The following is a 24,883-nucleotide window of genomic DNA, read 5'->3' on the forward strand; positions in this document are numbered from 1 at the left end:
ACTCTATGGGGTCAGTCCCATTTTCCTCTTGGCTTTTTTTGCATATAATGAAAAGCGGAGAGATAATAATGATAATTATTATCAAAAAGAAATTAAAACAATTATAATTGAAATCTTCTGCCGTCATGCTATAATAAAGAAAACACTGCGATATTGCAGTAAGAATGCTGCCTGTGAGGCAGCCGTTTTGCTTTTATCGGGGAAATGAAGATGATTTGCGTTCTCAATTAGAGAGGAGAATCTATAATGAATGAACAAGTAATGATTAAAACAAATTCACAGCGGCCAATACAAGAAGAACGTCCTGAGAAAAAGTGGCTTCAACATACTGAGCTGATCGCAGCCCTTATATCCGGCGTCCTTATTCTGGCAGGCTGGTTTTTCAGCGAAACAGAAAGTTTGTCCGTCTCCCTGTATATACTTGCCTTTCTGATCGGCGGATTTGCGAAAGCGAAAGAGGGCATTCAGGATACATTGGAGACAAAGGCGTTAAATGTCGAGCTGTTAATGATCTTTGCAGCTGTCGGTTCTGCCCTTATCGGATATTGGGCGGAAGGGGCTGTCCTCATATTTATTTTTTCATTAAGCGGCGCATTAGAAACATACACGATGAACAAAAGCAGCCGGGATTTAACATCCTTAATGAAACTTGAGCCGGAGGAAGCGACCTTGCTTGTGGGCGGTAAAGAAAAACGGATTCCGGCCGCTGATATTAAAGTGGATGACATGATTGTCATAAAACCGGGAGAACGCGTAGCAGCCGACGGTATCATCGAGTCCGGCGCAACGAGTCTGGATGAGTCGGCGCTCACCGGGGAAGCGATGCCGGTGGAAAAGACAGCCGGAGATGCCGTGTATACAGGCACAGTGAACAGAAACGGCTCTTTAACGGTACGTGTCACTAAATCAAATGAACATTCCTTATTCAGAAAAATTATCAGGCTTGTGGAAGCGGCGCAAAACAGTGTATCGCCGGCCCAGGCGTTTATTGAACGATTTGAAAACGTCTATGTGAAATGTGTGCTTTTTGCGGTCGCATTGCTTTTATTTGTTCCTCATTTTGTGTTAGGCTGGAGCTGGAGTGAAACCTTCTACCGGGCAATGGTATTTATGGTTGTGGCCTCTCCGTGCGCACTTGTTGCTTCCATCATGCCTGCGGCGCTTTCGCTTATTTCTAACGGGGCGCGCAACGGTTTATTAGTGAAAGGGAGCGTATTTTTAGAGCAGCTGGGAAGCGTCCGAATGATTGCTTTTGACAAAACCGGCACAGTTACAAAAGGACAGCCGGCGGTCGAAGTGTTCCAAGCTGCGGAAGATGTAAATGAAGCTGAAGTTTTAGAAGCGGTTTATGCGATTGAAAAGCAATCAAGCCACCCGCTTGCCAAAGCGATAGCGAAATTTGCTGAGAACCGCGGCGCCGAGCACGCAGGCTATACATCGATTGACGAAACGTCCGGTTTCGGTGTTCAAGCCGACGTTTCAGGAGCCAAATGGATGATCGGAAAAGCCGGATTCATCGGTGAAGGTCTGGCGGCTGCATTTTTGAAAAAGACGGGAAAAGATTTGAAGGATAAAGGCTATACGCTTGTTTTCATTAAAAAAAATGAACGGATAGCGGGCTGCATGGCCTTGAAGGATCAAATTCGGCCTGAAGCAAAAGCAGTGATGGAGGAGCTTGAAGCACTCGGAATCAAAACCGCCATGCTTACAGGCGACCACCCGGAAACTGCGGCTGCCATCGCCAAAGAAGCGGGCTTGACGACAGTTGTCGCAGAATGTCTGCCCGATCAGAAGGCGGAAGAAATTAAGAAACTTAAAGAAACATACGGAACGATTGCGATGGTGGGAGACGGCATTAATGACGCGCCGGCTTTAAAAACCGCTGATATCGGCATCGCGATGGGCGGCGGCACGGACGTCGCATTGGAAACAGCGGACTTGGTCCTCATGCAAAACGATTTGCATAAGCTTGTGAAAATGTGCCGGCTCTCCAGAAAAATGAACCGCATCATTAAGCAGAATATCGTTTTCTCGCTGACAGTCATATGCCTGTTGATCTGCGCCAACTTTTTGCAGGTCATGGAGCTGCCGTTTGGCGTTATCGGCCATGAAGGAAGTACGATTTTGGTCATCTTAAACGGATTGCGATTATTAAAATAAAACAACAGCCGCCGAATCAGGCGGCTGTTTTTAATGTCCATCAAAAGCAAAATCAGCAAAAAACTGATAAAATGGGTGAAGAGTCACTATTGGTAAGGAGGAAAAAGGAATGAACAGATTAGAACGTGTTTCGTCGTGGCTGAAAAAAGAAGGACATGAGGCGGCATTTATACATACAAAGGAAAATGTCTTTTATTTAACGGGTTTTTATACTGACCCGCATGAGCGGCTAATGGGATTGTTTCTCTTTCAGGACCAGGAGCCATTCTTCATCTGTCCTGGAATGGAGGCCGGCCAAGCCCGCAGCGCCGGATGGGAGCATGACATCATCGGTTACGGAGATCATGAGGACCCATGGGAAATGGTACAAGCCGAGCTTGCGAAACGTGATGTCCGATTGCATTCCATCGCGGTAGAAAAAGATTCAATTTCTCTTTCCCGCTCAGAAAAACTCAAACAGGCTGCAGGCGGTGCTGCATTTGTTTCTGCGGAAGAAACGCTCAATCAATTCCGCCTTGTGAAAGATGAGAAAGAAATCAGCATTCTCAGGGAAGCGGCAAAACTTGCAGATTTCGGTGTTGAAGTCGGTGTGTCAGCGCTTAAAGAAGGCGTCAGCGAAACGGAGGTTCTTGCGCAAATCGAGTTTGAGCTCAAGAAAAAAGGCGTACAGGGCATGTCTTTCTCGACAATGGTGCTGTTCGGTGAAAAGTCGGGCCAGCCACACGGCAATCCCGGGACTGACCGTCTGAAAAAAGGCGACTTTGTTCTGTTCGATCTAGGCGTCATCCTTGACGGCTATTGCTCAGATATTACGAGAACATTTGCATATCAATCAATCAGCCCGAAACAAGAGGAGATTTACCAAACGGTGCTGCAGGCGGAAAAAGAGGCGCTTCAGTTAAGTAAACCGGGCGTCCGAATCGGGGACCTTGATCTAAAAGCCCGCGGCATTATAGAAAAAGCGGGATATGGAGACTTTTTCCCGCACCGTCTCGGCCACGGGCTCGGCATTTCGGTTCACGAATATCCGTCAATGAGCCGCACAAATGACACGCTGCTTACAGAAGGAATGGTTTACACAATCGAACCGGGCATTTACGTGCCGGAAGTCGGCGGCGTGCGCATTGAAGATGACGTGCTTGTCACAAAAGACGGTGCTGAAGCATTAACGCGCTATCCGAAAGAATTAACGATTTTAAAATAGAAAGCCGTTTTGTGATAAAAAAGGACCTTTCTTGACAGAGTCCTTTTTTATTACCTGTATTAAATAAAAAAATCATCAAAATTCCGAAATGGTTTAATGTCATGCTTTTGCTTAAGCGGCTTTAAAGCAAGGAAGCTGCCGCCAAGAATGGCCAGGCACAAACCAAGCAAACATAAGATACCCATCGTTTTTGTCTCCTTTCAAGCTGAGTAAGAAATGTTTTGTTTTATCTTAATGTATGAAACGCATTCCAGATCAAGGGAAAAAAGAAAGGGGAGCGCCGTGGCTACGATCAGAGACATTGCCAGTGCGGCTGGTGTTTCCGTTACGACTGTTTCAAGGGTTTTAAACGATCATCCGTATGTAAGTGAAGAAAAAAGAACGAGAGTGAAAAAAGCGATGGAATCTCTCGGATATACGCGCAATATTCATGCCGTGCATTTATCCAAGGGTTTTTCCAATATGATCGGAGTGGTGCTTCCGTCCATTAATCTGCCATATTTTGCAGATCTGATCGCAGGCATTGCAGTCGCTGCCGAAGCATCAGGCATCCATCTCTCTTTGTACCAGACTGATTATCAGCCTGAAAAAGAAGTTTTTGCTTTATCTCAATTACAAGAGCGTCAGGTGGACGGCCTGATTTTCTGCTCAAAAGCGATTTCCGATGAACAATTGCTCGGCACTAAAGGCCCTATCCTGCTTTGCCAGCATGCAGACACCGCCGGATTTTCCTCAATCAGCATTCCGCATCAAGAAGCATTTCGGCACGGAATGAACTACTTAATCGAAAAAGGCCACGAAAAAATAGCGATCTGTCTGGCAAGGAAAAAAGGGATGAACAGCCAAGTCCGTATCGCGGCTTATAAGGAAGCGCTGAGAGACATCGGGCAGCCTTATCGGGAGGACTGGGTCGTCGAAAAGGCGATCACGATGCTTGACGGTAAAGCGCTTTTTCATAAATGGAAAAAGCGGCGTGACAAACCGACTGCGCTTTTTGCCGCAAATGATCAAGTATCAGCCGGCTTTTACCTCGAAGCCAAGGCACACGGCGCACGCATACCTGATGATGTCGCGATTTTAAGCATCGACAATCATGAAATCAGCCGGCTGCTCGGTATTTCCACCATTGATATTCAGACGAAAAAAATGGGAAAGCAGGCTTTTCGCATGCTGGAGAAAAGCATCAGCGGTCAGCCTCCGGCGAGGAAGGTTCTTCAATACCGCCTCATTGAAAGGTCGACCGTATAAAAAAAGAATTGACGCGCTTTCCGTTCGTTTTGTACGATATGAGGTATTGAATGACAAAGGAGCTGAGGATCATGAATGGGTCCTTTACAGTTGAAAAGGTATTAAATAACAATGTGCTCATTGCAACCCATGATAGATACAGTGAGGTCGTTTTAATCGGAAAAGGGATCGGCTTTGGAAAAAAACAAGCGGATGTCATTGAGGATAAAGGCTATGACAAGATGTTCATCTTAAAGGATGAAAAAGAGCAGAAACAATTTAAAAAGCTCCTCGGTTATGTGGACGAAACACTTGTCGACATCTCCAATGACGTCATTTATCATATCAAAAAGCGGACAAATCACTCATTAAATGAGCATATCCATATTGCGCTGACGGATCATATCGCCTTTGCGGTTAAGCGATTGCAGCAGGGTTTTGATATCAAAAACCCGTTTCTGATGGAAACGGAATCGCTTTATCCCGAAGAATTTCAAATTGCCCGGGAAGTTGTCGGCATAATTAATGAAAAGACGGGGATCTGCCTTCCGGAAGGAGAGATCGGCTTTATCGCCCTTCATATCCACTCAGCCCTGACGAACCGCCCACTTTCAGAGGTGAACCGGCATTCCCAGCTGATGGCGAAGCTCGTGCAGGTTATTGAGGACTCTTTTCAAATGAAAGTTGATAAAGAAAGCGTGCACTATTTGCGGCTGATCCGGCATATCAGATTTACCATTGACAGGATTAAGCGGGAAGAGCCGACAAAAGAACCAGAAAAGTTAATGTTATTATTGAAAAATGAATATCCGCTATGCTACAATACAGCTTGGAAATTGATAAAAATCTTGCAGCAAATGCTGAAGAAACCAGTTCATGAGGCGGAAGCGGTTTATCTCACACTTCATCTGTACCGTTTAACCAATAAAATTTCATAATTTCAGTTTAGCCTTTAAAAACGTGTTACTGATTCGATCAGGCATGAGTGATTGAGGGGAAAAAACGGGAAGAACGTTCCCGTTATTTTGCACACCCTTTTTTACTCATGCCTTTTTTGTTGTGTAAAAGGGCAAATGTAAACGGTTAAACTGAAGGCTTGCGCCCGTGAATTCGTTGTCATGAATTTTCGCTGTAAGGTCACACTAGCTAATAGAGGAGGTACATTCTTTATGTTTAAAGCATTATTCGGCGTTCTCCAGAAAATTGGCCGTGCTCTTATGCTTCCGGTTGCGATTTTACCGGCTGCGGGGATTTTACTCGCGCTTGGAAATGCCATGCAGAACAAAGATATGATTCAAGTGATGCATTTCTTAAGCAATGATAACGTCCAGCTTGTGGCGAACGTTATGGAAAGCGCCGGTCAAATCGTGTTTGACAACCTGCCGCTTCTTTTTGCAGTAGGGGTTGCGATCGGTCTTGCAAACGGAGACGGTGTCGCCGGTATCGCAGCAATCATCGGATATTTAGTTATGAACGTTTCAATGAGCGCTGTGCTTATGGCTAACGGAAGCATTCCTTCCGATAAAATTGAACGGGCAAAGTTCTTTGCGGAAAATCACCCGGCCTATATTAACATGCTGGGGATACCTACATTGGCCACGGGCGTTTTCGGCGGTATTATCGTCGGGGTGCTGGCCGCGTTATTGTTCAACAAATTTTATAAAATTGAACTTCCGCAATATCTCGGGTTTTTTGCGGGTAAGCGTTTCGTCCCAATCATCACATCAATTTCCGCATTAATTCTCGGTCTTATTATGTTAGTGATCTGGCCTCCGATCCAGCACGGTTTGAATTCCTTCTCAACGGGACTTGTGGAAGCGAATCCAACCTTGGCTGCCTTTATTTTCGGAATGATTGAACGGTCATTGATTCCGTTCGGTCTGCATCACATTTTCTACTCGCCGTTTTGGTATGAATTTTTCAGCTACAAAGATGCGGCGGGTGACATTATCCGCGGGGATCAGCGGATTTTCATGGCGCAGATTAAAGACGGCGTTCAGCTGACGGCGGGTACATTTATGACAGGGAAATATCCATTCATGATGTTCGGGCTTCCTGCGGCAGCGCTTGCAATCTATCATGAAGCGAAGCCGGAAAAGAAAAAACTCGTGGCCGGAATCATGGGTTCTGCCGCTCTGACAAGTTTCTTAACGGGTATTACCGAGCCGCTTGAATTCTCATTCCTGTTTGTGGCTCCTATCCTGTTTGCGATTCACTGTGTATTCGCGGGACTTTCGTTTATGGTCATGCAGCTCTTGCATGTAAAAATCGGCATGACCTTCTCAGGCGGTCTGATTGACTACTTCCTGTTTGGGATTTTGCCTAACCGGACGGCTTGGTGGCTCGTCATTCCGGTCGGCTTGGGATTTGCGGTCATTTACTACTTCGGTTTCCGGTTTGCCATCCGGAAGTTTAATCTGAAGACACCCGGCCGCGAAGAGGAAGCAGAAGATGAAGCTTCAGGCACAACAGGAGAAGCAAGCGATCTTCCTTACGAAATTTTACAGGCAATGGGCGACCAGGAAAACATTAAGCACCTTGACGCTTGTATTACAAGGCTGCGTGTTACGGTCAACGATCAGAAGAAAGTTGATAAAGCCCGTCTCAAGCAGCTGGGCGCGTCAGGTGTGCTCGAAGTCGGCAACAATATTCAAGCCATTTTCGGCCCTCGCTCTGACGGTTTAAAAACGCAAATGCAGGATATTATTGCGGGACGCACTCCGCGCCCTGAGCCGAAAGTATCTGCACAAGAAGAAGTCAGCCAGCAGGTTGAGGAAGTCATTGCCGAACCGCTCCAAAATGAGCAGGGTGAAGAAGTGTTCTTAGCGCCGATCACCGGTGAAATTCATCCGATTACCGATGTGCCTGATCAAGTGTTCTCAGGAAAAATGATGGGTGACGGATTTGCGATTCTGCCTGAAGAAGGAATAGTCGTATCGCCAGTCCGCGGAAAAGTATTAAATGTTTTCCCGACAAAACATGCGATCGGCCTTCAGTCTGACGGAGGCAAAGAGATACTGATCCATTTCGGCATCGACACAGTCAGCCTCAAAGGCGAAGGGTTTACTTCTTTCGTATCTGAAGGAGACCGCGTTGAACCGGGGCAAAAGCTTCTGGAAGTCGATCTCGAAGCGGTAAAACCTAAAGTGCCGTCACTGATGACACCTATTGTATTTACAAACCTTGCCGAGGGTGAAACGATTGCGATTTCAGCCGAAGGTTCAGTAAAACGGGAACAGAAAGACATCGTGAAAATCGGCAAATAAGCACATAAATACGCCGTGCTTGTCAGATGACAAGTACGGCTGTATGATATAATATTGTGTAGTAAAATAGCTTTAATTTAAAGGAGAATGATAAACATGGCACAAAAAACATTTAAAGTAACTGCAGATTCTGGAATCCACGCTCGTCCTGCGACTGTTCTTGTACAAACTGCAAGCAAATATGACGCTGACATTAACTTAGAATATAATGGAAAAACAGTAAACCTTAAGTCTATCATGGGTGTTATGTCTTTAGGTATCGCGAAAGGCGCTGAAATCACAATCTCTGCTTCAGGCGCAGATGAAAACGACGCTCTTAACGCTTTAGAAGAAACAATGAAAAGCGAAGGACTCGGCGAGTAATGCAAGAATTAAAAGGAATAGGCGCTTCTGCCGGAATTGCGATTGCAAAAGCATACCGGCTTGAAGAGCCAGACTTAACGGTTGAAAAGAAAAACATTGCGGATGCAGCGGCGGAAGTAAGCCGTTTTGAAGAAGCGATTGTACGTTCTAAAGAAGAGCTGGAGAAAATTAAAGAGCATGCTTTAAAAGAACTGGGACAAGACAAAGCTGACATTTTCTCCGCGCACCTTTTAGTTCTGAGTGATCCTGAGCTGTTAAATCCGGTAAAGGAGAAAATCAGCACAGATTCAGTCAATGCTGAATTCGCTTTGAAGGAAACAGCTTCCATGTTCGTTACCATGTTTGAATCAATGGATAACGAATACATGAAAGAGCGTGCGGCGGATATCCGTGACGTAACAAAACGTGTGACGGGGCACCTGCTGGGCGTGGAAATTCCGAACCCGAGCATGATCTCTGAAGAGGTTATTATCGTGGCTGAAGACTTGACACCGTCTGACACGGCGCAATTAAATCGTGAGTTTGTAAAAGGATTTACGACTGATATCGGCGGCCGTACTTCACACTCCGCGATCATGGCCCGTTCGCTTGAAATCCCGGCTGTTGTCGGCACAAAAGCGGCTACAGGCACAATTGAAAACGGTGTTACGGTGATCGTTGACGGAATCAATGGCGATGTCATCATAGATCCGTCGGCAGAAATCGTAAAACAATATGAAGAAAAGCATAACGCTTATCTGGCGCAAAAAGCCGAGTGGGCGAAGCTCGTCAATGAACCGACTGTTTCAAAAGACGGCCACCATGTAGAGCTTGCAGCCAACATCGGTACGCCTGATGATGTAAAAGGCGTTCTTGAAAACGGCGGCGAAGCTGTAGGGCTTTACCGTACGGAATTCCTTTACATGGGACGCGACCAGCTTCCGACAGAAGACGAGCAATTTGACGCTTATAAAACGGTTCTCGAGCGCATGGAAGGAAAATCAGTTGTCGTACGGACATTGGACATCGGCGGCGACAAAGAGCTTCCTTACCTGCAGCTTCCGAAAGAAATGAATCCGTTCTTAGGCTACAGAGCGATCCGCCTTTGCCTTGAAGAGCAAGACATTTTCAGAACTCAGCTTCGTGCGCTGCTTCGTGCAAGTACATACGGAAACTTAAAAATTATGTTCCCGATGATTGCGACAGTAAACGAGTTTAAAGAGGCAAAAGCGATTCTTCTTGAGGAGAAAGAAAAACTCGTCAAAGCCGGCCAAACGGTTTCTGACGACATTGAAGTCGGTATGATGGTAGAGATTCCGTCAACTGCCGTCATTGCAGATCAGTTTGCTAAAGAAGTTGATTTCTTCAGTATCGGAACAAATGATTTGATCCAATACACAATGGCTGCTGACCGTATGAACGAGCGCGTTGCTTATCTGTATCAGCCATACAATCCGGCGATTCTCCGTCTCATCACCCTTGTAATCGAAGCCGCTCACAAAGAGGGCAAATGGGTCGGTATGTGCGGAGAAATGGCGGGAGACGAAATTGCGATTCCGATTCTTCTCGGCCTCGGTTTGGATGAGTTCTCAATGAGTGCCACTTCCATCCTTCCGGCAAGAACGCAGATCAGCAAGCTTTCTAAAAAAGAAGCTCAGTCCTTTAAAGAAAAAATCTTATCTATGAGCACGACAGAAGAAGTTGTCGCGTTCGTAAAAGAAACGTTCAATAAGTAATAGAAAAACCAGGCGGATATGAATCCGTCTGGTTTTTTCATATTCGAAAAGAAGGAGGGAACAATAACCTTCAACAGGAGGGATTACAATGACAAAACCGTTTGGGGCGGGGGATACAGTCTATGTGATTTATCGCAATCCGCATGCCGCCAATGTTGCCCATATTAAAGAGGCGGAAATCGTCCATCATCCATATCACGAGGGGGAGCTGTCACTGTTTTTATACGAAACCTATCACCCGCTCGCAGAGGACGATGCTGTCTTTTCTACTTACGAAGAAGCTGAAACGCTGTATCATGAGCTTTTTGACGAAGATCAATATCAATAAAAGTGAAGGAAATGTTTACAACACATATCCGCTCCCCTTTAGCGAAAAGTAACAATATGAAAATACGTAAAAAAGGGAGTGCCATTCCATGCTGAAGCCGTTTGTTCCCCAGCTTGTATATATCGAACCGAGAGCGCTGGAATACCCGTTAGGACAAGAGCTGAAAAGTAAGTTCGAAAATATGGGACTTGAAATCAGAGAAACGACATCGCATAATCAAGTCCGGAATATTCCGGGAAAAAACCATTTGCAGCAGTACAGGAACGCGAAATCAACATTAGTCATCGGCGTCCGTAAAACGTTAAAATTCGATTCTTCGAAACCATCTGCCGAATATGCAATTCCGTTTGCAACAGGCTGCATGGGGCATTGCCACTACTGCTATTTGCAGACAACGATGGGGTCAAAGCCTTATATCCGCACATATGTTAATGTCGAGGAAATTTTGGACCAGGCAGATGAGTATATGAAAGAACGGGCTCCGGAATTTACAAGGTTTGAAGCCTCTTGTACGTCTGACATCGTAGGTATCGACCACCTAACCCATACGTTAAAAAGAGCCATTGAGCATTTCGGCCAAAGCGAATTGGGAAAGCTCAGATTTGTGACAAAGTTCCACCATGTTGACCACTTGCTTGACGCCAAGCATAACGGAAAAACAAGGTTCAGATTCAGCATCAATGCGGATTATGTCATCAAAAACTTTGAACCGGGAACATCACCGCTCGATCAACGGATAGAAGCGGCTGTAAAGGTGGCTAAAGCCGGCTATCCGCTCGGTTTCATCGTGGCGCCGATTTATATTCATGAAGGCTGGGAAGAAGGCTACAAAGAGTTATTTGAAAAGCTGGAGGCCGCATTAAGCGAAGATGTACGGCACGATATCACGTTTGAACTGATTCAGCACCGTTTTACAAAACCGGCCAAACGCGTGATTGAAAAAAACTATCCAAAATCAAAACTTGAGCTTGATGAAGAAAAACGCAGGTACAAGTGGGGCCGCTACGGAATCGGCAAGTACATTTATCAAAAGGATGAAGAGCATGCTCTGCGGGAAACGCTCGAATCTTATATTGAAACCTATTTTCCGAAAGCGAAAATCGAATATTTTACGTAAAAGCGGGCTGTCAGCGGGACAGCTCTTTTTTGTTGTGAGTTCATAAAGCGGCTGTCTTGTAAAGAGAAGAAAAGAGCAAATTTCAGATAATTATTGCAAGAGTTTATTCAGTTTCTTAGCCAAAAGGCCGATATAATTCTCAGGAGGGGATGGATATGTTTAAAAAAATGCATATCAAAATTGCTGTTTTTGTATCGGCAATGCTTATATTAACGGTTGTTTTTTTAACGGTTTCTTCTTATCTGACATTAAAACCGATGATGACGGATGAAGCGAAACATACGACAGAGAATGTCACAAATTCACTCGGACAAAACATCGAGCTTCAATTGAAGAATTATGAAATTTCATTATTGAGATTAGCAAACGGTGAATTGTCCCATTCATTTTTAACAGGAGGGAAGAAGGAAACCGCCCAGCTGTTTAACGATGAATTAAAGCAGATTGAAAAAAATGACAAGTACGTCGCTCTTGCATACGTCGGAACCGAAAAAAAGCAAATGTTTACATATCCAAAGGCCGATTTTGCAAAAGACTATGATCCGACAAACAGATCGTGGTATAAGCTTGCAGCTGAAAAGCCGGATCAGGTTGTTTGGACTGCACCTTATAAAGACGTTGTAACCGGGGATATGATTGTTACGGCTGCCAAAGCGGTTCAAAACGGCGGAAAAGTCATCGGAGTCGCGAGCTTAGACCTGAAACTGTCCTCCATTCAAAGCATGGTCAATAAGCAAAAGGTTCCGTATAAAGGATTCGCATTTTTGGCAGACGAAAACGGGGCTCTTCTGGCACATCCGTCAGAACAGGGAAAAAATATTTCGGACGATCAAGCCTTAAAAGCAATCAGCTCAGACAAAGAAGGAATTCAAGAGCAGCAGGGAAAAATGATCGTCTTTCAAACGATAAAAGAAACAGGCTGGAAGGTCGGAACGCAGTTTGATAAAGATCAGCTGATGGGGGTCGCCGACCGAATGAACACGGTGAGCATTTTCATGTCACTGATCGCTCTTGTCATAACGATCGGGCTCAGCTATGTTCTGGCTAAAACAATTACGGGTCCTGTCCAGCAGCTGATCGCAAAAACGAACTCAGTTTCTGCCGGGGATCTAACCGTTCACGCACAGACGAAATCAAGAGATGAAGTAGGCGTATTGACAAAAGACTTTAACCAGATGGTTGACAACATGAAATCGATGGTCGAGCAGGTCAAAACCTCTTCTGAAAAAGTGTCCGACACGTCAGAGCAATTGACCGTCATATCACAAGAGACGAATGAAACGAGCGGGCAAATCGCAAAAGCGATAGAAGAGGTTGCCGCCGGAGCGACAGAGCAGGCGTCAGAGGTTGAAACGATCAATGAAAAATCAGAAAACCTTGCAAGCAAAATGAGAGGAATCGCAGACCGCGCGGGCAGTATTAAAACTCTTTCAAAATCATCAGAAGATGCCAGCTACAAAGGGTTGGATGCGCTCGGCCAGCTGCTGATGAAATCGAATGAAGCCAATTCCGAAACGAAAAAAGTAGAGACTATGCTGACTCATCTGGAAAATCAAACGAAAAACATAGAGGAAGTCGTAACGGCGATCTCAGCGATCTCAGATCAGACGAATCTGCTTGCATTAAATGCGAGCATTGAAGCAGCCAGAGCCGGAGAAAGCGGACGGGGATTTGCCGTGGTTGCAGAAGAAGTCCGCAAGCTTGCTGAACAATCCGCCCTTTCTTCGAAACATATCAGTGAGACGGTCCAGCTGATTCAATCAGAAACAAAAGAAGCCTCTCATGCTATGACAGAGGCAAGCAGAATGAATGATGAACAAAACAGCGCCATTCATGAAACGGGCGAAGTGCTCAATCTCATTACAACTGAAATGCAGTCTCTCGTTCAGGGAATCGATCATATCTATCATGACATTCAAAAGATGAGCGAGGAACAAGCGGCCATCTCAGAAGCCATTCAAAGCATTTCCGCCATCTCGCAGGAATCTGCCGCCGCAGCGGAAGAAGTGAACGCTTCGACGGATGAGCAGCTGGTTACGCTCGAAAAAGTGAAACAATCGACTGATCTGTTAAAGAGCGCAAGCGAAGAGCTGATCAGCGCCATCTCTAAATTCTCACTGTAGCCGTACTCTTTTTCACTCTATAGATTCGATCTGCAATATGGTAATCTAGAAATAGAAGAAATCTATGTGAATCGATCATCAGGGAGGAAAGCGCATTGAAAAAAACAGTCGGATTTATCGGTTTAGGCGTAATGGGACAAAGTATGGCATCCCATATTTTAGAAGATGGCTATCCAGTCCTTGTGTATACGCGGACAAAACAAAAAGCAGATGCGATCCTTGATAAGGGAGCTGTCTGGAAGGAGACGGTCAAGGACCTCTCAGAGGAAGCTGATGTCATTATTACAATGGTCGGCTATCCGAGTGACGTTGAGGACATTTATTTAAGCGAAAATGGAATTCTCAATCATGCAAAAGAGGGCACATATGTCATTGATATGACGACATCAAAACCGTCTCTCGCTAAAAAGATCGCAGAACAGGCGAAGCAAAAATCAATTCACGCCATTGACGCTCCTGTTTCAGGGGGAGACATCGGCGCCCGAAACGGAACGCTTGCCATTATGGCCGGCGGAGACAAAGAAGCGTTTGAAGCCTGCCTCCCATTTTTTCTGTAATGGGTGAAAACATTCAATATCAAGGGCCGGCAGGAAGCGGACAGCACACAAAAATGTGCAACCAAATCGCGATTGCGGCCGGGATGGTCGGAGTGGCTGAGGCGATGGCTTATGCTCAAAAATCGGGTTTGAATCCGGAACTTGTGCTCAAAAGCATCACAACCGGCGCAGCGGGAAGCTGGTCATTGTCCAACCTTGCCCCTCGTATGCTGAAAGGCGACTTTGAACCCGGTTTTTATGTAAAACATTTTATTAAAGATATGGGAATTGCCCTTGAGGAAGCGGAGCTGATGGGAGAGGACATGCCCGGCTTGGCGCTTGCCAAAACGTTATACGATAAGCTTGCGGCTCAGGGTGAGGAAAACAGCGGAACTCAGAGCATCTATAAGCTTTGGATCAAATAAAAAAGATTGCCCCGGATAAGCGGGGGCAATCTTTTTTTGTTTATTTTCCGATGAATTGCTGTGTCCAGATGTTTCCTGATTCTACATAACCGACACCGATTTGAGTGAATTCCGGATTCAGGATGTTTTCTCTGTGACCTTCACTGTTCATCCAAGCTTTGACGACGGCTTCCGGAGTCGGCTGCCCTTTGGCGATATTTTCACCGGCAGTTTTATAAGTGATTCCGAAAGATTTCATCATATCGAAAGGTGAGCCGTAAGTAGGGCTTTGGTGATCGAAATAGTTTTTGTCTTTCATATCTTGTGATTTTGCGTGAGCTGATTTGCTTAGTTTATCATCAATCTGCAAAGGTTTTAAACCTTGCTTTTGTCTCTCTGCATTTGTCAATTCAACGACTTTCTTTTCATACGTACTGACAGATGAAGGAGTTTTCGCGCTGCTTTTGTTTGTGTTATCTGTCTGTTTTGCATTGTCAGCAGTCTGGATCTGACCGGCTTTCGGTTTTTCAGCAGCCGCCGGAGCCGTTTTTGCAGGTGTTTCTTTTTGTACATCTTTAACTGTCATGTCAGAATGCTTTGCGTGTTTTTGCAGCAGCTGTGTCAGTTCTTTCTCATTTTTAAAGCTCAGATGTTTCACGCTCTTTTTCATATGTAGTTTTTCAACAGCCTCTTGAAGAGTCAGATGCTGTACGGTGTTTCCTTTTTTCACAGTAACGACGTGCTGGCATGACAGCTCTTTTGCAGATGCCTGCTGAATGCCTCCGAATGTAATCAAACTGACTGCCGCGGCGGCAGATAAGAGAAATGCTTTCTTCATAAGTTCATAGCCTCCCAGAGAAGTTTTTTTCTACACAAAAATCTTATCACAGTTTTTTTGTCATAATGGAACCAGCCTTTTCCTTTGACAACAATCGTTTGTCATAATTGTAATTGAGCACAGCAAAATGGCTTTATATCAGGAAAACGATCTGTATTTATTTTTATGATTCTGTTACATGTCTTCAAATTATTTGAAGCGTTAGATATATTTTAAGATAATTTGATCTTGACAGTTTTTTTTACCCTTTTTCACTGTAACAACTTTTACAAAAATGTTACAATTAAAATCTGTTTATGTAAATATATTGAATGATGTGAGAGGTGTAACAGAAAGTGGCTGAAGTCGCGCGCGAACCAAAGAAAAAAACGAAACGTTACAGAGCGCTGAGAATGAATCTCTATTTTTTGATTGTTTTCCTTCTCTTTACGGCACTGATTTTTAAACTCGGCGTCGTCCAGATTGTCGAAGGTGATAAACACCGCCAGGATGCGGAGAAGGCAAATGCAAAAACCGCCTATTACCCGACACCGAGGGGAAAGATGTATGACAGGCAGAACAGGGTGGCGGTAGATAACCAGGCTGTGCCTGAAATTGTATACGTATCCACCTCAAAAACCTCGGCAAAGGACAAATTGAAAACGGCAAAAAATCTCGCCGCACTGATCCATATTGATACTGAATTTATGAAGGATCGAAATATCATTGATTACTGGCTTGCGGCACATCCGAAGAAGGCAGAAAAGCTTATGAAGGATTCAGAAAACAGCCTGAAATCGCAAGAGGTATACAAACGCCAGATTGAACGCGTCCCTAAGCAGGAGATTGATGCGATCAAAAAAGATAAAAAAGAGCTGCAAATCGCGGCGATTTATACGCGTTTTTCAAGCGGCAACGCCTATCAGCCGCAAGTCGTCAAATCAATGGACCCTAATAAGCTGAACGGCAACGGAAACAGCGGTTCGCTGCTTGACGAGCATGAAAACAATAAGCAAAAACCGAAAAGCGACCTGACATATGAAGAAGTTTCTGTCGTATCCGAGCACCTGAAAGAGCTCCCCGGTATTGACGTTGTCAATGACTGGACGCGTAAATATCCGTATGACAAAACGCTCTACTCTCTATTCGGCGGTGTAACGACGCCGGAACAGGGTTTGTTGGGCGAACGGAAAGATTACTATGTCACAAGAGGCTATTCACTGAATGACCGAGTGGGAAAAAGCTACATTGAATATCAGTATGAAGACTATTTAAACGCGCATAAAGAAAAAGTAGAGTATGTGGAAAACAGCAAAGGTGAAGTCGTCAGCCAAAAGCCCGTCGATGAAGGCAGCAGAGGCTACGACCTGCAGCTCTCGCTTGATATGGAACTGCAGTCGAAAGTAGAAAAAGTAATTGAAAAAGAGCTCAGAAGAAGCCGCGCTGCAGGCAACTATATGGTTGACAGAGGGTTTGCCGTAATGATGGATCCGAACAACGGGGATATTCTCTCAATGGCGGGGAAACGCATCGATCTGGAAACAAATAAAATTCAGGATTTTGCGATCGGATCATTTACGACCCAATATGAGATGGGCTCTTCTGTTAAAGGAGCGACTGTTCTCGCGGGGTATCAAAGCGGCCTTCCGCATTATAAAACCTTTGTCGATGCACCGCTTACGTTTAAAGACAACACGAAAAAACAATCGTGGACACAAATGGGGGCCATTAATGAGCTGACTGCGCTGCAAAGAAGTTCAAACGTGTATATGTTTCATGTGGCCATGCATATCGCGGGTATTACCTACATCCCGAACGGCACTTTGCCTGCCGGATTAGACGATATTAAAAAAATGCGCAACTACTACGCCCAATTCGGTCTGGGCGTGAAAACCGGGATTGATCTTCCTCAGGAATCAGCGGGAATGCAGTCCAATCCGCAATTGGTCGGGGGATTGCTGCTGGACTTTGCGATCGGACAATTTGATACATATACGCCGCTTCAAATGGCTCAATATATTTCAGCCATCGCAAACGGCGGGTATCGCGTGCAGCCGCGGATTGTCACAAGCATTCACGAACCGGACAGCAAAAACAAGCTTGGAAAAGCGATTGAACAGCGCGATATTAAAATTCTGAACAAAGTAAATAACAGTCCGAGTGATTTTGACCAAGTTCATAAAGGAATGAAATTGGTCACAAGCTCACCTCAAGGTACGGCTTATACAACGTTCCAAGGTTCCGGCGCTGATGTTTCCGGAAAAACGGGAACAGCACAGACGTTCTATTACGGCACGAACAGAAACTGGTGGGGAAAAGATACGTATAATCTGACCTTTGTCGGTTATTACCCGTCAGAAAAACCAAGAGTGGCATTCAGCGTCGTCGTTCCGTCTGTCCAAAATGACAAAGATCCCGTCAGCAAAAATATTGCCAAGGGAGCCATTGACGCTTACAAAGACCTTGAAAAGAAATACGATAAAAAATAACAAATGAAGGGGCCGCCGAATATATTGTGCGCCCTTTCTTTTATTCAGGAAAATTGACGTTCACATTCAGAATAGAAGGAGAATAATCATTTTTTAGCGAATCAATCTATTGGAAATTCTTTTTATATAAGTCCGTGGCCAGCCTGCAGTATGAGTATAATGCAAAGGAGGGATTCTGTGGAACAGGATACTCAGCATGTAAAACAGCTTCAAGCGAAAACTGATATTCATGCCGTCTTAACTTCTAACGGGCGCATTATGTATATTTCTGCAAACTGCAAATCATATTTCAGCTATTCCCAGGAAGAAATGATGGGATCATTTCTCAAAACGTTTCTGCATGAAGAAGATCAGTTTTTGGTTGAAAGTTATTTCTATAACGAGCATCATTTAATGCCATGCACCTTTCGTCTTATAAAAAAAGACCATACGATCGTGTGGCTTGAAGCGGGCGTGGAAATCGTGACCCCGCAAATGGAAGGGACGGAGCGGGAAATCATCCTGAAAATCAAGGTGCTTGAGGAGGAGACGCCCCGCCGGCCGCTCATCTGTGAGCAAAAGAAGCAGCAGGCAAAGGAACAGTCAGCAGCTGCGGCTGAAAACGGCGAATTTGAACGTCTTGTTGAAATGCTTCCAAACCCTTTATACGTCAGCATCAATGGCACAATAGCGTACGCAAACAATGCGATGCTTGCAATGCTGGGAGCCGAAAACAAGGATGCAGTGATCGGCAGGCGATCTTATGAATTTATTGAGGAAGAATATCATGACATCGTGAAAAACAGAATTGTGCGGATGCAAAAAGGGATGGAAGTCGGAATGATTGAACAGACGTGGAAAAGGCTTGACGGCACACCCGTTCATTTGGAGGTGAAAGCGGCCCCGACCACATACAAAAATCAACGGGCTGAATTGCTTCTTCTGATTGATATTTCTTCGCGGAAAAAATTTCAAACCATACTGCAAAAAAGCAGGGAGCGATATCAGCTGCTCATTCAAAATTCCATCGACACAATTGCCGTTATTCATAATGACAAATGGGTGTTCATGAATGAATCGGGTATTTCATTGTTTGAGGCGGCAACGTATGAAGATTTAATCGGAAAAAATGTCTATGACCAGCTTCATCCTTGCAATCATGACAGCGTGAGGAAACGCATCCAAAACATTATCGAGCGGAAGACCGAGTCAGAAATCATTAAACAATCTTGGTTTACGTTTAAAAATCGTCTGATCTATACAGAGATGGTCTGTATCCCGACAACGTTTTTCGGAGAAACGGCTGTACAAGTCATTCTGCGTGATATTTCTGAGCGGAAGCAAACAGAGGAATTAATGCTGAAGTCGGAAAAACTGTCCATCGCCGGGCAGCTTGCTGCAGGAATTGCCCATGAAATCCGCAATCCGCTGACGGCGATTAAAGGCTTTTTACAGCTGATGAAGCCGACAATGGAAGGCAATGAGCACTATTTTGAGATTGTGTTTTCTGAACTGAGCAGAATCGAATTAATCCTGAGCGAGCTTTTGATGCTTGCCAAACCACAGCAAAACGCCGTTAAAGAGCGTGTAAACCTGAAGAAAATCATCAGTGAAGTAACGGCTCTTCTGGAAACACAGGCAAATCTCAAAGGAATTTTCATAAAGGCGGAATTCGGGCAGGACAGCGTGTATATTAACGGCGACCAAAATCAGCTGAAGCAGGTGTTTATCAATTTGATTAAAAATGCGGTCGAGTCCATGCCTGATGGAGGAACGGTTCACATTCTCATGACAGAAGATGAGTATTCCGTCAACGTAACGATAAAAGACGAAGGTGACGGTATACCGGAAAACGTTCTGAAACGAATAGGAGAACCGTTTTTAACAACAAAAGAAAAAGGAACCGGACTGGGGCTTATGGTAACGTTTAATCTGATTAAAAACCATCAGGGAGCCATTCAAGTAGACAGCAAACCGGATAAAGGCACGGTCTTTAAAATCTCATTCCCAAAACAATAAAAAACAACGGCATTACGCCGTTGTTTAAATAGTCTGCATGGACTCTCTCGTTTTTAAAACAAATGCTTCCAGCCGGTCCAAGCCTTCTCTTAACGTATCCAGTGAATATGCGAATGACAGCCTCACATATCCTTCACCTAACTTTGAAAACGAGCTGCCGGGCACCAGAGCCACACCTGCATCCTCCAAAAGCGCCATACTAAAATCAAACGATGACATCCCGAATGATTTAATGGAAGGGAAGATATAAAAGGCACCTGACGGCTTTACAACGTCAAGACCCATTGAAACGAGACGGTCATATACATAATCAAGCCGCTTTTTATACTGTTCTCTCATGATGAGTGCATCATCAACACCGTTTGTCACCGCCTCAAGGGCCGCTTTCTGGGAGATGGATGACGCGCATGTGACGCTGTATTGGTGCACTTTTAAAATATGCTTTGCAATTTCTTTCGGAGCGAAAATGAACCCGATTCTCCAGCCTGTCATGCTGTGTGATTTTGAGAGACCGTTGATCACGATCGTCTGGTCTCTCAAAAACGATGCGATCGAATAATGCGGCCTGTCAAAGGTTAATTCGCTGTAAATTTCGTCAGATAAAACAAACACATTTCTGCCCTTCAGTACGGCTGCAATATTCTTCAGCTCTTCCTCAGATAACGTCACCCCGGTCGGGTTTGACGGATAAGGAAGCACGACGCATTTTGTTTTCGGCGTCAATGATTCTTCAATAAGACGCGCCGTCAGCTTAAAGCCGTGTGTCGTCGTATCGACGTGAACGGGAATAGCGCCGGACATGCGAATAATCGGTTCATAGCCCGGGTAAATCGGTCCGGGCAGAATGACTTCATCGCCGGGAGATAAAATAGTCCGTAAAGACGCGTCAATCGCTTGGCTTGCTCCCGTGGTGACGATGATCTCAGTTTCAGCTTCATAGTTCAGATCGGCTTTTTTCTTCATATAAAGCTGAACGGCTTGTCTCAGCTCAAGTCCGCCCGCATTCGGTGTATAAGCCGTTGCATTCTCATCGATTGCTTTTTTTGCAGCTGCTTTGACATGGTGCGGCGTGAAAAAATCCGGCTGGCCGATGGTAAGCGAAATGACGTTGTCATATTGGGCTACAAGATTTGAGAATTTGCGAATTCCTGAAATTTCGATTTCTTTTACTTTCGGATTAAGCAAATGTTCCATAATTCATCACCTTACACTATATATTGAGTTTATCCTATTTTACCATTAGCTGAGCATTTGTCATCTATTTAATTGGTCTAACCCGAGTATATGTCCGATATGTGAAAACATACCTTCTTTCAGAAAAAAATAAGACAACCAGCTGAAATGATTGTCTTCATTGTATCATGATCTATCTATTGTGATATGTTTATTAAAAACCGTATTCGAAGCTGAGGTCTTCCTGCCATACGAAATACGAGGAGGGCTTATCGAGGCAATCTTCTGCTTCTTTTTTCATCTGCAGATAAGCCGTTTTGCTGATATCTTCTAATACCGTCATTTTATCTTGGTCGAATATGACTACTGTACCCATTTATTACACCCTTCTTCCTGAAAAATCCTTGACTATTTTACCACTGGGTGTCAAAAAGTCAATGGGGTATCGGAAAAAAGCATCTTTTTGTAAAGAGTTGATATCCAGTTGGTCTGAACACATTCACTTTTTCGGTTTACAGCCGATATATACAGTACAATACTGAATGCGGATAGCGAGGGATTGAATTGTCTTTACAACAATACGATATTTTATTGGATTCAGGCACAAATGAATTAGAAATCGTCAAATTTGAAGTAGGCGTTAATACATTTGGCATTAATGTGATGAAAGTCCGAGAAATCATCCAGCCGGTCGAGGTGACATCTGTGCCTCAATCTCACAAGGATGTAGAAGGAATGATTAAGCTGAGAGGCGAAATCCTTCCCGTCATCAGCCTGTATTCATTTTTCGGTGTCGAAACTCAAGAATCCAAAGACGATAAATATATCGTGACAGAATTTAATAAACGGAAAATTGTCTTTCATGTCGGTTCCGTTTCACAAATCCACCGGGTGTCATGGGAGGCCATCGAAAAGCCGACTTCGCTCAACCAGGGCATGGAGCGGCATTTGACCGGTATCATTAAACTCGAGGACACAATGATCTTTTTACCTGATTATGAAAAGATCATTTATGATATTGAATCGGCTTCAGGAGTCGAAACATATCACGTTCATCAAGAAGGGTTTGATGAGAGACGGGCAGGCAAAAAGCTGATTATAGTGGAAGATTCGCCGCTTTTGATGCGTTTGCTGACGGATGAATTAACCGAGGCCGGCTACAATGAGATCGTTGCCTTTGAAAACGGCAAAGAGGCATATGATTATGTGATGAATCTTACGGATAACGGAGCAAGCCTGTCAGAGCATGTTGACATGATCATCAGTGACATTGAGATGCCGAAAATGGACGGCCATCGTTTGACAAAGCTTCTGAAGGATAATCCGAAAAGCTCTGATGTTCCGATTATGATCTTTTCGTCCCTGATTACAGATGATCTGCGCCATCGCGGAGAGGTCGTGGGGGCAGACGAACAAATCAGCAAGCCGGAAATCAGTGAATTGATTAAAAAAGTTGATACGTACGTCATTGAATAGAGAAAAGCCGATGCGTTTAAGCATCGGCTTTTTGCAGAATTAAAAATAACTTTCACCGAGTTTTTTAAACACGGGTTTATGATAAGCAGGCTGCTGCCTGTTTGCGGCAATCGGTTTTTCCTTTAAGCCCACATACTTTTGCAATAAGTTTTTCGCTTTTGTCAAAGACATTTGTGCTTTAGGATTGCGGTACGATTGATTTAACGTACCTAAATGCGGAAGATGCTGGAAGTCTTCTTTTGTTGGAGGCATGTGAAAATAGTAGTCTCCGATAGAGATAAGTACGTCTGACTGCTGTTGGCTAAACCTGGGATTATTTGAAAAATGAAGCCCTATTTTCTTCCCTTTGCCTTCTTTCACAAGCTTTTGTAAAGCCCGTTTTTTCAGCAGATAAAGGTATTTAGGGTTGGGGGCGGTTTTTGCATGGCGGTTCACAGTATAAACAGCTTTTGAAAGATTCTCGATGGTTGGCTGCAGCTCTTTCGAATAAGCGTGGTCGTCCATTATTTCTCTCCTTTGCATTGATCAAGTTCTTATATAGATTATACTTTTTTAGCGTTGAAATGCAAATATTGATTAAAAAAATACGCCTTTTTCTGATGAAAAGGGCGCATTTTTTTCCTTTATTAGACAGGTTTCGCGCGTTTTCCAGATTCAGCCTTTAACGATTTCTGAACATCGATTTCGGCTGCCTCGGCGCTGTATTTCGGCAGGGCGATAAAATAGAACACAAACACCATCAAAATAACGACTCCCATGCCGTAATAAAGATAATCAATATTGGAAACGAATTTCGGAAATAACAGGGCGACCAAACCGAGTGTAATGGACTGGGCAAACATCATAAAAGGGTCCTGCCAGCCGCTCACACGGCCCATAATTTTCGGGTGGACGATTTTTGGCATCCAGCCCCCAATGGCGATATTGACGGGACCGATGCACATGCCAAGCACGAAAGCAGTCGCATAATAGACCCACAGGTTATCTGTATAGCCAAGCAGAAAAATCAACAGCCCGGCTGCCAAAATAGGAACCGACATTAAATGGTGCGGCTTAACTTTTTTTGCGATGACCGTGCCGACGACACTTCCGGCAAGCAACCCAAAGCCGAGAGCGACCGTAAAGATGGAAGTATGCGATTCATAATTGTCAGGCGCAAGCCCGTACTTCATGGTAAACATCGGCAGTACGGCAAACCCGCCATTGACAAACCCAAAGATGAAAAAACCGAAAATAAGTGAAGCAAGCAGTTTGTTTTTGACAATATACACGATACCTTCTTTAAAATCTGCGACCGAATCTTTCAGGACCGAATTTCCCCATTTAAAAGGACCGTTCGGCTGACGGGCTTCTATTGGAATGCGGCAGGCGCGGATGAGACAGCCTGACACAATAAAGCTGACAAAATCAAGAATGATCGCTCCGTGAATGCCGATCGTTTTATACATAAACGCACCTATGCCGACGCCGAATACCATAAAGATGCTGAACAGAATTTGATTAAGCCCCGCAGCTTTAGCGTAATGCTCCTTAGGCAGGATAGCTTGTACAAGGCTGGCTTCTGCCGGGAAAAAGAACTTGGTCACGGCGCTTCTGATAAACAAAATACAGAACACAAGAGGGATATTTCCGCTGTATAAGGTAAAAAAGAAGACAACCGTTAATCCGGCTCTGATCCAATCGCAATTCTCTGCGACCTTTTTCCTGTCAAAACGGTCAGCTACGACACCGACAATGAGAAAGACAAAAACAGTCGGCAGCGAATACATCAGCTCAGCCAGAGTCGTGTAAGCCGGCTGATTGGTAAAGCGGTCCAGCAAGTAAAAAGCAAATGCCATATTACCTACAGTCGTTCCCATTTGAGAAGCGAGTGCTGCGAAGAATAACCGGACAAAATTACGATTTTTAAATATATCCATAAACACGCTCCTTACCCTAAAGGTCCCACTGTAATATATTATCATCAGCTCGTTTTTTAAACAAATGAGATACCGCTATCTCGTAATTGTCACTTTTGTTCCGTTCGGCACGGTTGCCGCAAGTTCAATAACGTCTTGATTATACATTCGAATACAACCTTTAGACACAGCTTTGCCGATGGAAGAGGGATTATTCGTTCCGTGAATGCCGTAGTGCAGTTTTGAGAGGCTGAGCCAATAAGCGCCGAAAGGACCGCCGGGCTTAGGCTGGCGATTGACGATGTAAAAGTCTCCGGTCGGCGTAGTCGTCAATATTTTTCCGACTGCGATCGGGTATGTGCGGATGAGCCGGCTGTTGCGGTACAATTGCAGCTTCTTTGCCCCGATAGAGACAATGATGGAATACGGAATGGAGGATGGATCGGGAAGTCCCGGTATTATGATGTTCTGCCCCGGACTGACAACCGAATGGATAGAGGGGTTTGCCTGAAGAAGCGCCGCAGTGCTTATTCTGAAATCCGCGGCAATGCTGGATATGGTTTCATGTTTGACTTGGTAGATCAGCAGT

General features: G+C 44.6%; 20 protein-coding genes and 2 pseudogenes. 15 read left to right on the forward strand and 7 right to left on the reverse strand.

What is annotated here, in order from left to right; translation table 11 throughout:
- The 3 genes from AXI59_RS20185 to AXI59_RS15185 all read left to right on the forward strand — a co-directional run.
- On the forward strand, positions 1–208 hold a 208-nt coding region (locus tag AXI59_RS20185), incomplete at its 5' end, for a hypothetical protein (protein WP_061528634.1).
- A 38-nt stretch (positions 209–246) separates the two neighbouring features.
- Positions 247–2,160: a heavy metal translocating P-type ATPase gene (locus AXI59_RS15180; protein WP_061528635.1), complete on the forward strand. Its 1,914-nt coding sequence runs from the start codon at positions 247–249 to the stop codon at positions 2,158–2,160.
- A 109-nt stretch (positions 2,161–2,269) separates the two neighbouring features.
- Positions 2,270–3,364 carry a M24 family metallopeptidase gene (locus AXI59_RS15185; protein WP_061528636.1) on the forward strand — a complete coding sequence of 365 codons (1,095 nt, stop codon included), beginning with the start codon at positions 2,270–2,272 and terminating at the stop codon, positions 3,362–3,364.
- A gap of 59 nt (positions 3,365–3,423) precedes the next feature.
- On the opposite strand, the gene AXI59_RS20670 is transcribed toward AXI59_RS15185, so the two are convergent.
- Complete coding sequence (locus tag AXI59_RS20670; RefSeq protein WP_268250745.1) at positions 3,424–3,549, reverse strand: hypothetical protein; 126 nt, start codon at positions 3,547–3,549, stop codon at positions 3,424–3,426.
- Positions 3,550–3,646: 97 nt separating this feature from the next.
- Here AXI59_RS20670 and AXI59_RS15190 point away from each other — a divergent pair, with 97 nt between their 5' ends.
- The 9 genes and pseudogenes from AXI59_RS15190 to AXI59_RS15230 all read left to right on the forward strand — a co-directional run bounded on the left by AXI59_RS15190 (position 3,647) and on the right by AXI59_RS15230 (position 14,464).
- Positions 3,647–4,612 carry a LacI family DNA-binding transcriptional regulator gene (locus tag AXI59_RS15190; RefSeq protein ID WP_061528858.1) on the forward strand — a complete coding sequence of 322 codons (966 nt, stop codon included), beginning with the start codon at positions 3,647–3,649 and terminating at the stop codon, positions 4,610–4,612.
- A gap of 50 nt (positions 4,613–4,662) precedes the next feature.
- Positions 4,663–5,529 carry a glucose PTS transporter transcription antiterminator GlcT gene (gene glcT, locus AXI59_RS15195; protein ID WP_156476301.1) on the forward strand — a complete coding sequence of 289 codons (867 nt, stop codon included), beginning with the start codon at positions 4,663–4,665 and terminating at the stop codon, positions 5,527–5,529.
- A gap of 231 nt (positions 5,530–5,760) precedes the next feature.
- Positions 5,761–7,857, forward strand: a complete 2,097-nt coding sequence (ptsG, locus tag AXI59_RS15200) for a glucose-specific PTS transporter subunit IIBC (protein ID WP_061522095.1) — start codon at positions 5,761–5,763, stop codon at positions 7,855–7,857.
- A gap of 96 nt (positions 7,858–7,953) precedes the next feature.
- A complete protein-coding gene (locus AXI59_RS15205) occupies positions 7,954–8,220 on the forward strand; it encodes a phosphocarrier protein HPr (protein ID WP_043857399.1) in 267 nt (88 codons plus the stop codon).
- Positions 8,220–9,935 (forward strand): phosphoenolpyruvate--protein phosphotransferase, encoded by a 1,716-nt coding sequence (ptsP, locus tag AXI59_RS15210; RefSeq protein ID WP_061528637.1) that lies wholly within the window; start codon positions 8,220–8,222, stop codon positions 9,933–9,935. The genes AXI59_RS15205 and ptsP overlap by 1 nt, the downstream gene beginning before the upstream one ends.
- 88 nt (positions 9,936–10,023) lie before the next feature.
- Positions 10,024–10,263 (forward strand): splAB operon transcriptional regulator SplA, encoded by a 240-nt coding sequence (splA, locus tag AXI59_RS15215; RefSeq protein ID WP_061528638.1) that lies wholly within the window; start codon positions 10,024–10,026, stop codon positions 10,261–10,263.
- 88 nt (positions 10,264–10,351) lie between these two features.
- Positions 10,352–11,380 carry a spore photoproduct lyase gene (gene splB / locus AXI59_RS15220; protein ID WP_061522092.1) on the forward strand — a complete coding sequence of 343 codons (1,029 nt, stop codon included), beginning with the start codon at positions 10,352–10,354 and terminating at the stop codon, positions 11,378–11,380.
- 155 nt (positions 11,381–11,535) lie between these two features.
- Entirely contained in the window at positions 11,536–13,503 is a 1,968-nt protein-coding gene (locus AXI59_RS15225; protein WP_061528639.1) for a methyl-accepting chemotaxis protein, read from the forward strand.
- A gap of 95 nt (positions 13,504–13,598) precedes the next feature.
- A pseudogene (locus AXI59_RS15230) lies at positions 13,599–14,464 on the forward strand (NAD(P)-dependent oxidoreductase).
- A 40-nt stretch (positions 14,465–14,504) separates the two neighbouring features.
- Here AXI59_RS15230 and AXI59_RS15235 read toward each other — a convergent pair.
- Positions 14,505–15,281, reverse strand: a complete 777-nt coding sequence (locus AXI59_RS15235; protein WP_061528640.1) for a CAP domain-containing protein — start codon at positions 15,279–15,281, stop codon at positions 14,505–14,507.
- Positions 15,282–15,616: 335 nt separating this feature from the next.
- On the opposite strand from AXI59_RS15235, the gene AXI59_RS15240 reads away from it, so the two are divergent.
- On the forward strand, positions 15,617–17,749 hold the full coding sequence (locus AXI59_RS15240; protein ID WP_061528641.1) for a peptidoglycan D,D-transpeptidase FtsI family protein: 2,133 nt from the start codon (positions 15,617–15,619) through the stop codon (positions 17,747–17,749).
- Between the two features lie 177 nt (positions 17,750–17,926).
- Positions 17,927–19,747, forward strand: coding sequence for a PAS domain-containing protein (locus AXI59_RS15245; protein ID WP_061528642.1), 1,821 nt, complete (start codon positions 17,927–17,929; stop codon positions 19,745–19,747).
- On the opposite strand, the pseudogene AXI59_RS15250 reads toward AXI59_RS15245, so the two are convergent.
- Together AXI59_RS15250 and AXI59_RS20085 are read right to left on the reverse strand one after the other, a co-directional pair.
- Positions 19,722–20,941, reverse strand: a pseudogene (locus tag AXI59_RS15250) (aminotransferase A). The gene AXI59_RS15245 and the pseudogene AXI59_RS15250 overlap by 26 nt on opposite strands.
- Positions 20,942–21,134: 193 nt before the next feature.
- Positions 21,135–21,296, reverse strand: a complete 162-nt coding sequence (locus AXI59_RS20085; RefSeq protein WP_167348387.1) for a hypothetical protein — start codon at positions 21,294–21,296, stop codon at positions 21,135–21,137.
- A gap of 188 nt (positions 21,297–21,484) precedes the next feature.
- Between AXI59_RS20085 and cheV the strand changes: the two genes are divergently transcribed.
- Positions 21,485–22,396: a chemotaxis protein CheV gene (gene cheV / locus AXI59_RS15255; protein WP_061528644.1), complete on the forward strand. Its 912-nt coding sequence runs from the start codon at positions 21,485–21,487 to the stop codon at positions 22,394–22,396.
- 39 nt (positions 22,397–22,435) lie between these two features.
- Here the strand turns inward: cheV and AXI59_RS15260 are convergent, their stop codons facing one another.
- From AXI59_RS15260 to AXI59_RS15270, 3 genes are all read right to left on the reverse strand, one after another.
- Complete coding sequence (locus AXI59_RS15260; protein WP_061522084.1) at positions 22,436–22,900, reverse strand: YkyB family protein; 465 nt, start codon at positions 22,898–22,900, stop codon at positions 22,436–22,438.
- A gap of 122 nt (positions 22,901–23,022) precedes the next feature.
- Positions 23,023–24,315 carry an MFS transporter gene (locus tag AXI59_RS15265; RefSeq protein ID WP_061522083.1) on the reverse strand — a complete coding sequence of 431 codons (1,293 nt, stop codon included), beginning with the start codon at positions 24,313–24,315 and terminating at the stop codon, positions 23,023–23,025.
- 75 nt (positions 24,316–24,390) lie between these two features.
- Positions 24,391–24,882 (reverse strand): L,D-transpeptidase family protein, encoded by a 492-nt coding sequence (locus AXI59_RS15270; protein ID WP_156476319.1) that lies wholly within the window; start codon positions 24,880–24,882, stop codon positions 24,391–24,393.
- Position 24,883: the final 1 nt, after the last annotated feature.

This window comes from Bacillus nakamurai, assembly GCF_001584325.1.
GTDB classification, from domain to species: Bacteria; Bacillota; Bacilli; order Bacillales; family Bacillaceae; genus Bacillus; species Bacillus nakamurai.

Excerpts from the sequence above, each read along its gene's own strand:
- AXI59_RS15180 (WP_061528635.1), top strand. The coding sequence starts at position 247 with ATGAATGAACAAGTAATGATTAAAACAAATTCACAGCGGCCAATACAA.
- AXI59_RS15185 (WP_061528636.1), top strand. The coding sequence starts at position 2,270 with ATGAACAGATTAGAACGTGTTTCGTCGTGGCTGAAAAAAGAAGGACAT.
- AXI59_RS20670 (WP_268250745.1), bottom strand. The coding sequence starts at position 3,549 with ATGGGTATCTTATGTTTGCTTGGTTTGTGCCTGGCCATTCTTGGCGGC.
- glcT (WP_156476301.1), top strand. The coding sequence starts at position 4,663 with ATGACAAAGGAGCTGAGGATCATGAATGGGTCCTTTACAGTTGAAAAG.
- ptsG (WP_061522095.1), top strand. The coding sequence starts at position 5,761 with ATGTTTAAAGCATTATTCGGCGTTCTCCAGAAAATTGGCCGTGCTCTT.
- AXI59_RS15205 (WP_043857399.1), top strand. The coding sequence starts at position 7,954 with ATGGCACAAAAAACATTTAAAGTAACTGCAGATTCTGGAATCCACGCT.
- ptsP (WP_061528637.1), top strand. The coding sequence starts at position 8,220 with ATGCAAGAATTAAAAGGAATAGGCGCTTCTGCCGGAATTGCGATTGCA.
- splA (WP_061528638.1), top strand. The coding sequence starts at position 10,024 with ATGACAAAACCGTTTGGGGCGGGGGATACAGTCTATGTGATTTATCGC.
- splB (WP_061522092.1), top strand. The coding sequence starts at position 10,352 with ATGCTGAAGCCGTTTGTTCCCCAGCTTGTATATATCGAACCGAGAGCG.
- AXI59_RS15225 (WP_061528639.1), top strand. The coding sequence starts at position 11,536 with ATGTTTAAAAAAATGCATATCAAAATTGCTGTTTTTGTATCGGCAATG.
- AXI59_RS15235 (WP_061528640.1), bottom strand. The coding sequence starts at position 15,281 with ATGAAGAAAGCATTTCTCTTATCTGCCGCCGCGGCAGTCAGTTTGATT.
- AXI59_RS20085 (WP_167348387.1), bottom strand. The coding sequence starts at position 21,296 with ATGGGTACAGTAGTCATATTCGACCAAGATAAAATGACGGTATTAGAA.
- AXI59_RS15260 (WP_061522084.1), bottom strand. The coding sequence starts at position 22,900 with ATGGACGACCACGCTTATTCGAAAGAGCTGCAGCCAACCATCGAGAAT.
- AXI59_RS15265 (WP_061522083.1), bottom strand. The coding sequence starts at position 24,315 with ATGGATATATTTAAAAATCGTAATTTTGTCCGGTTATTCTTCGCAGCA.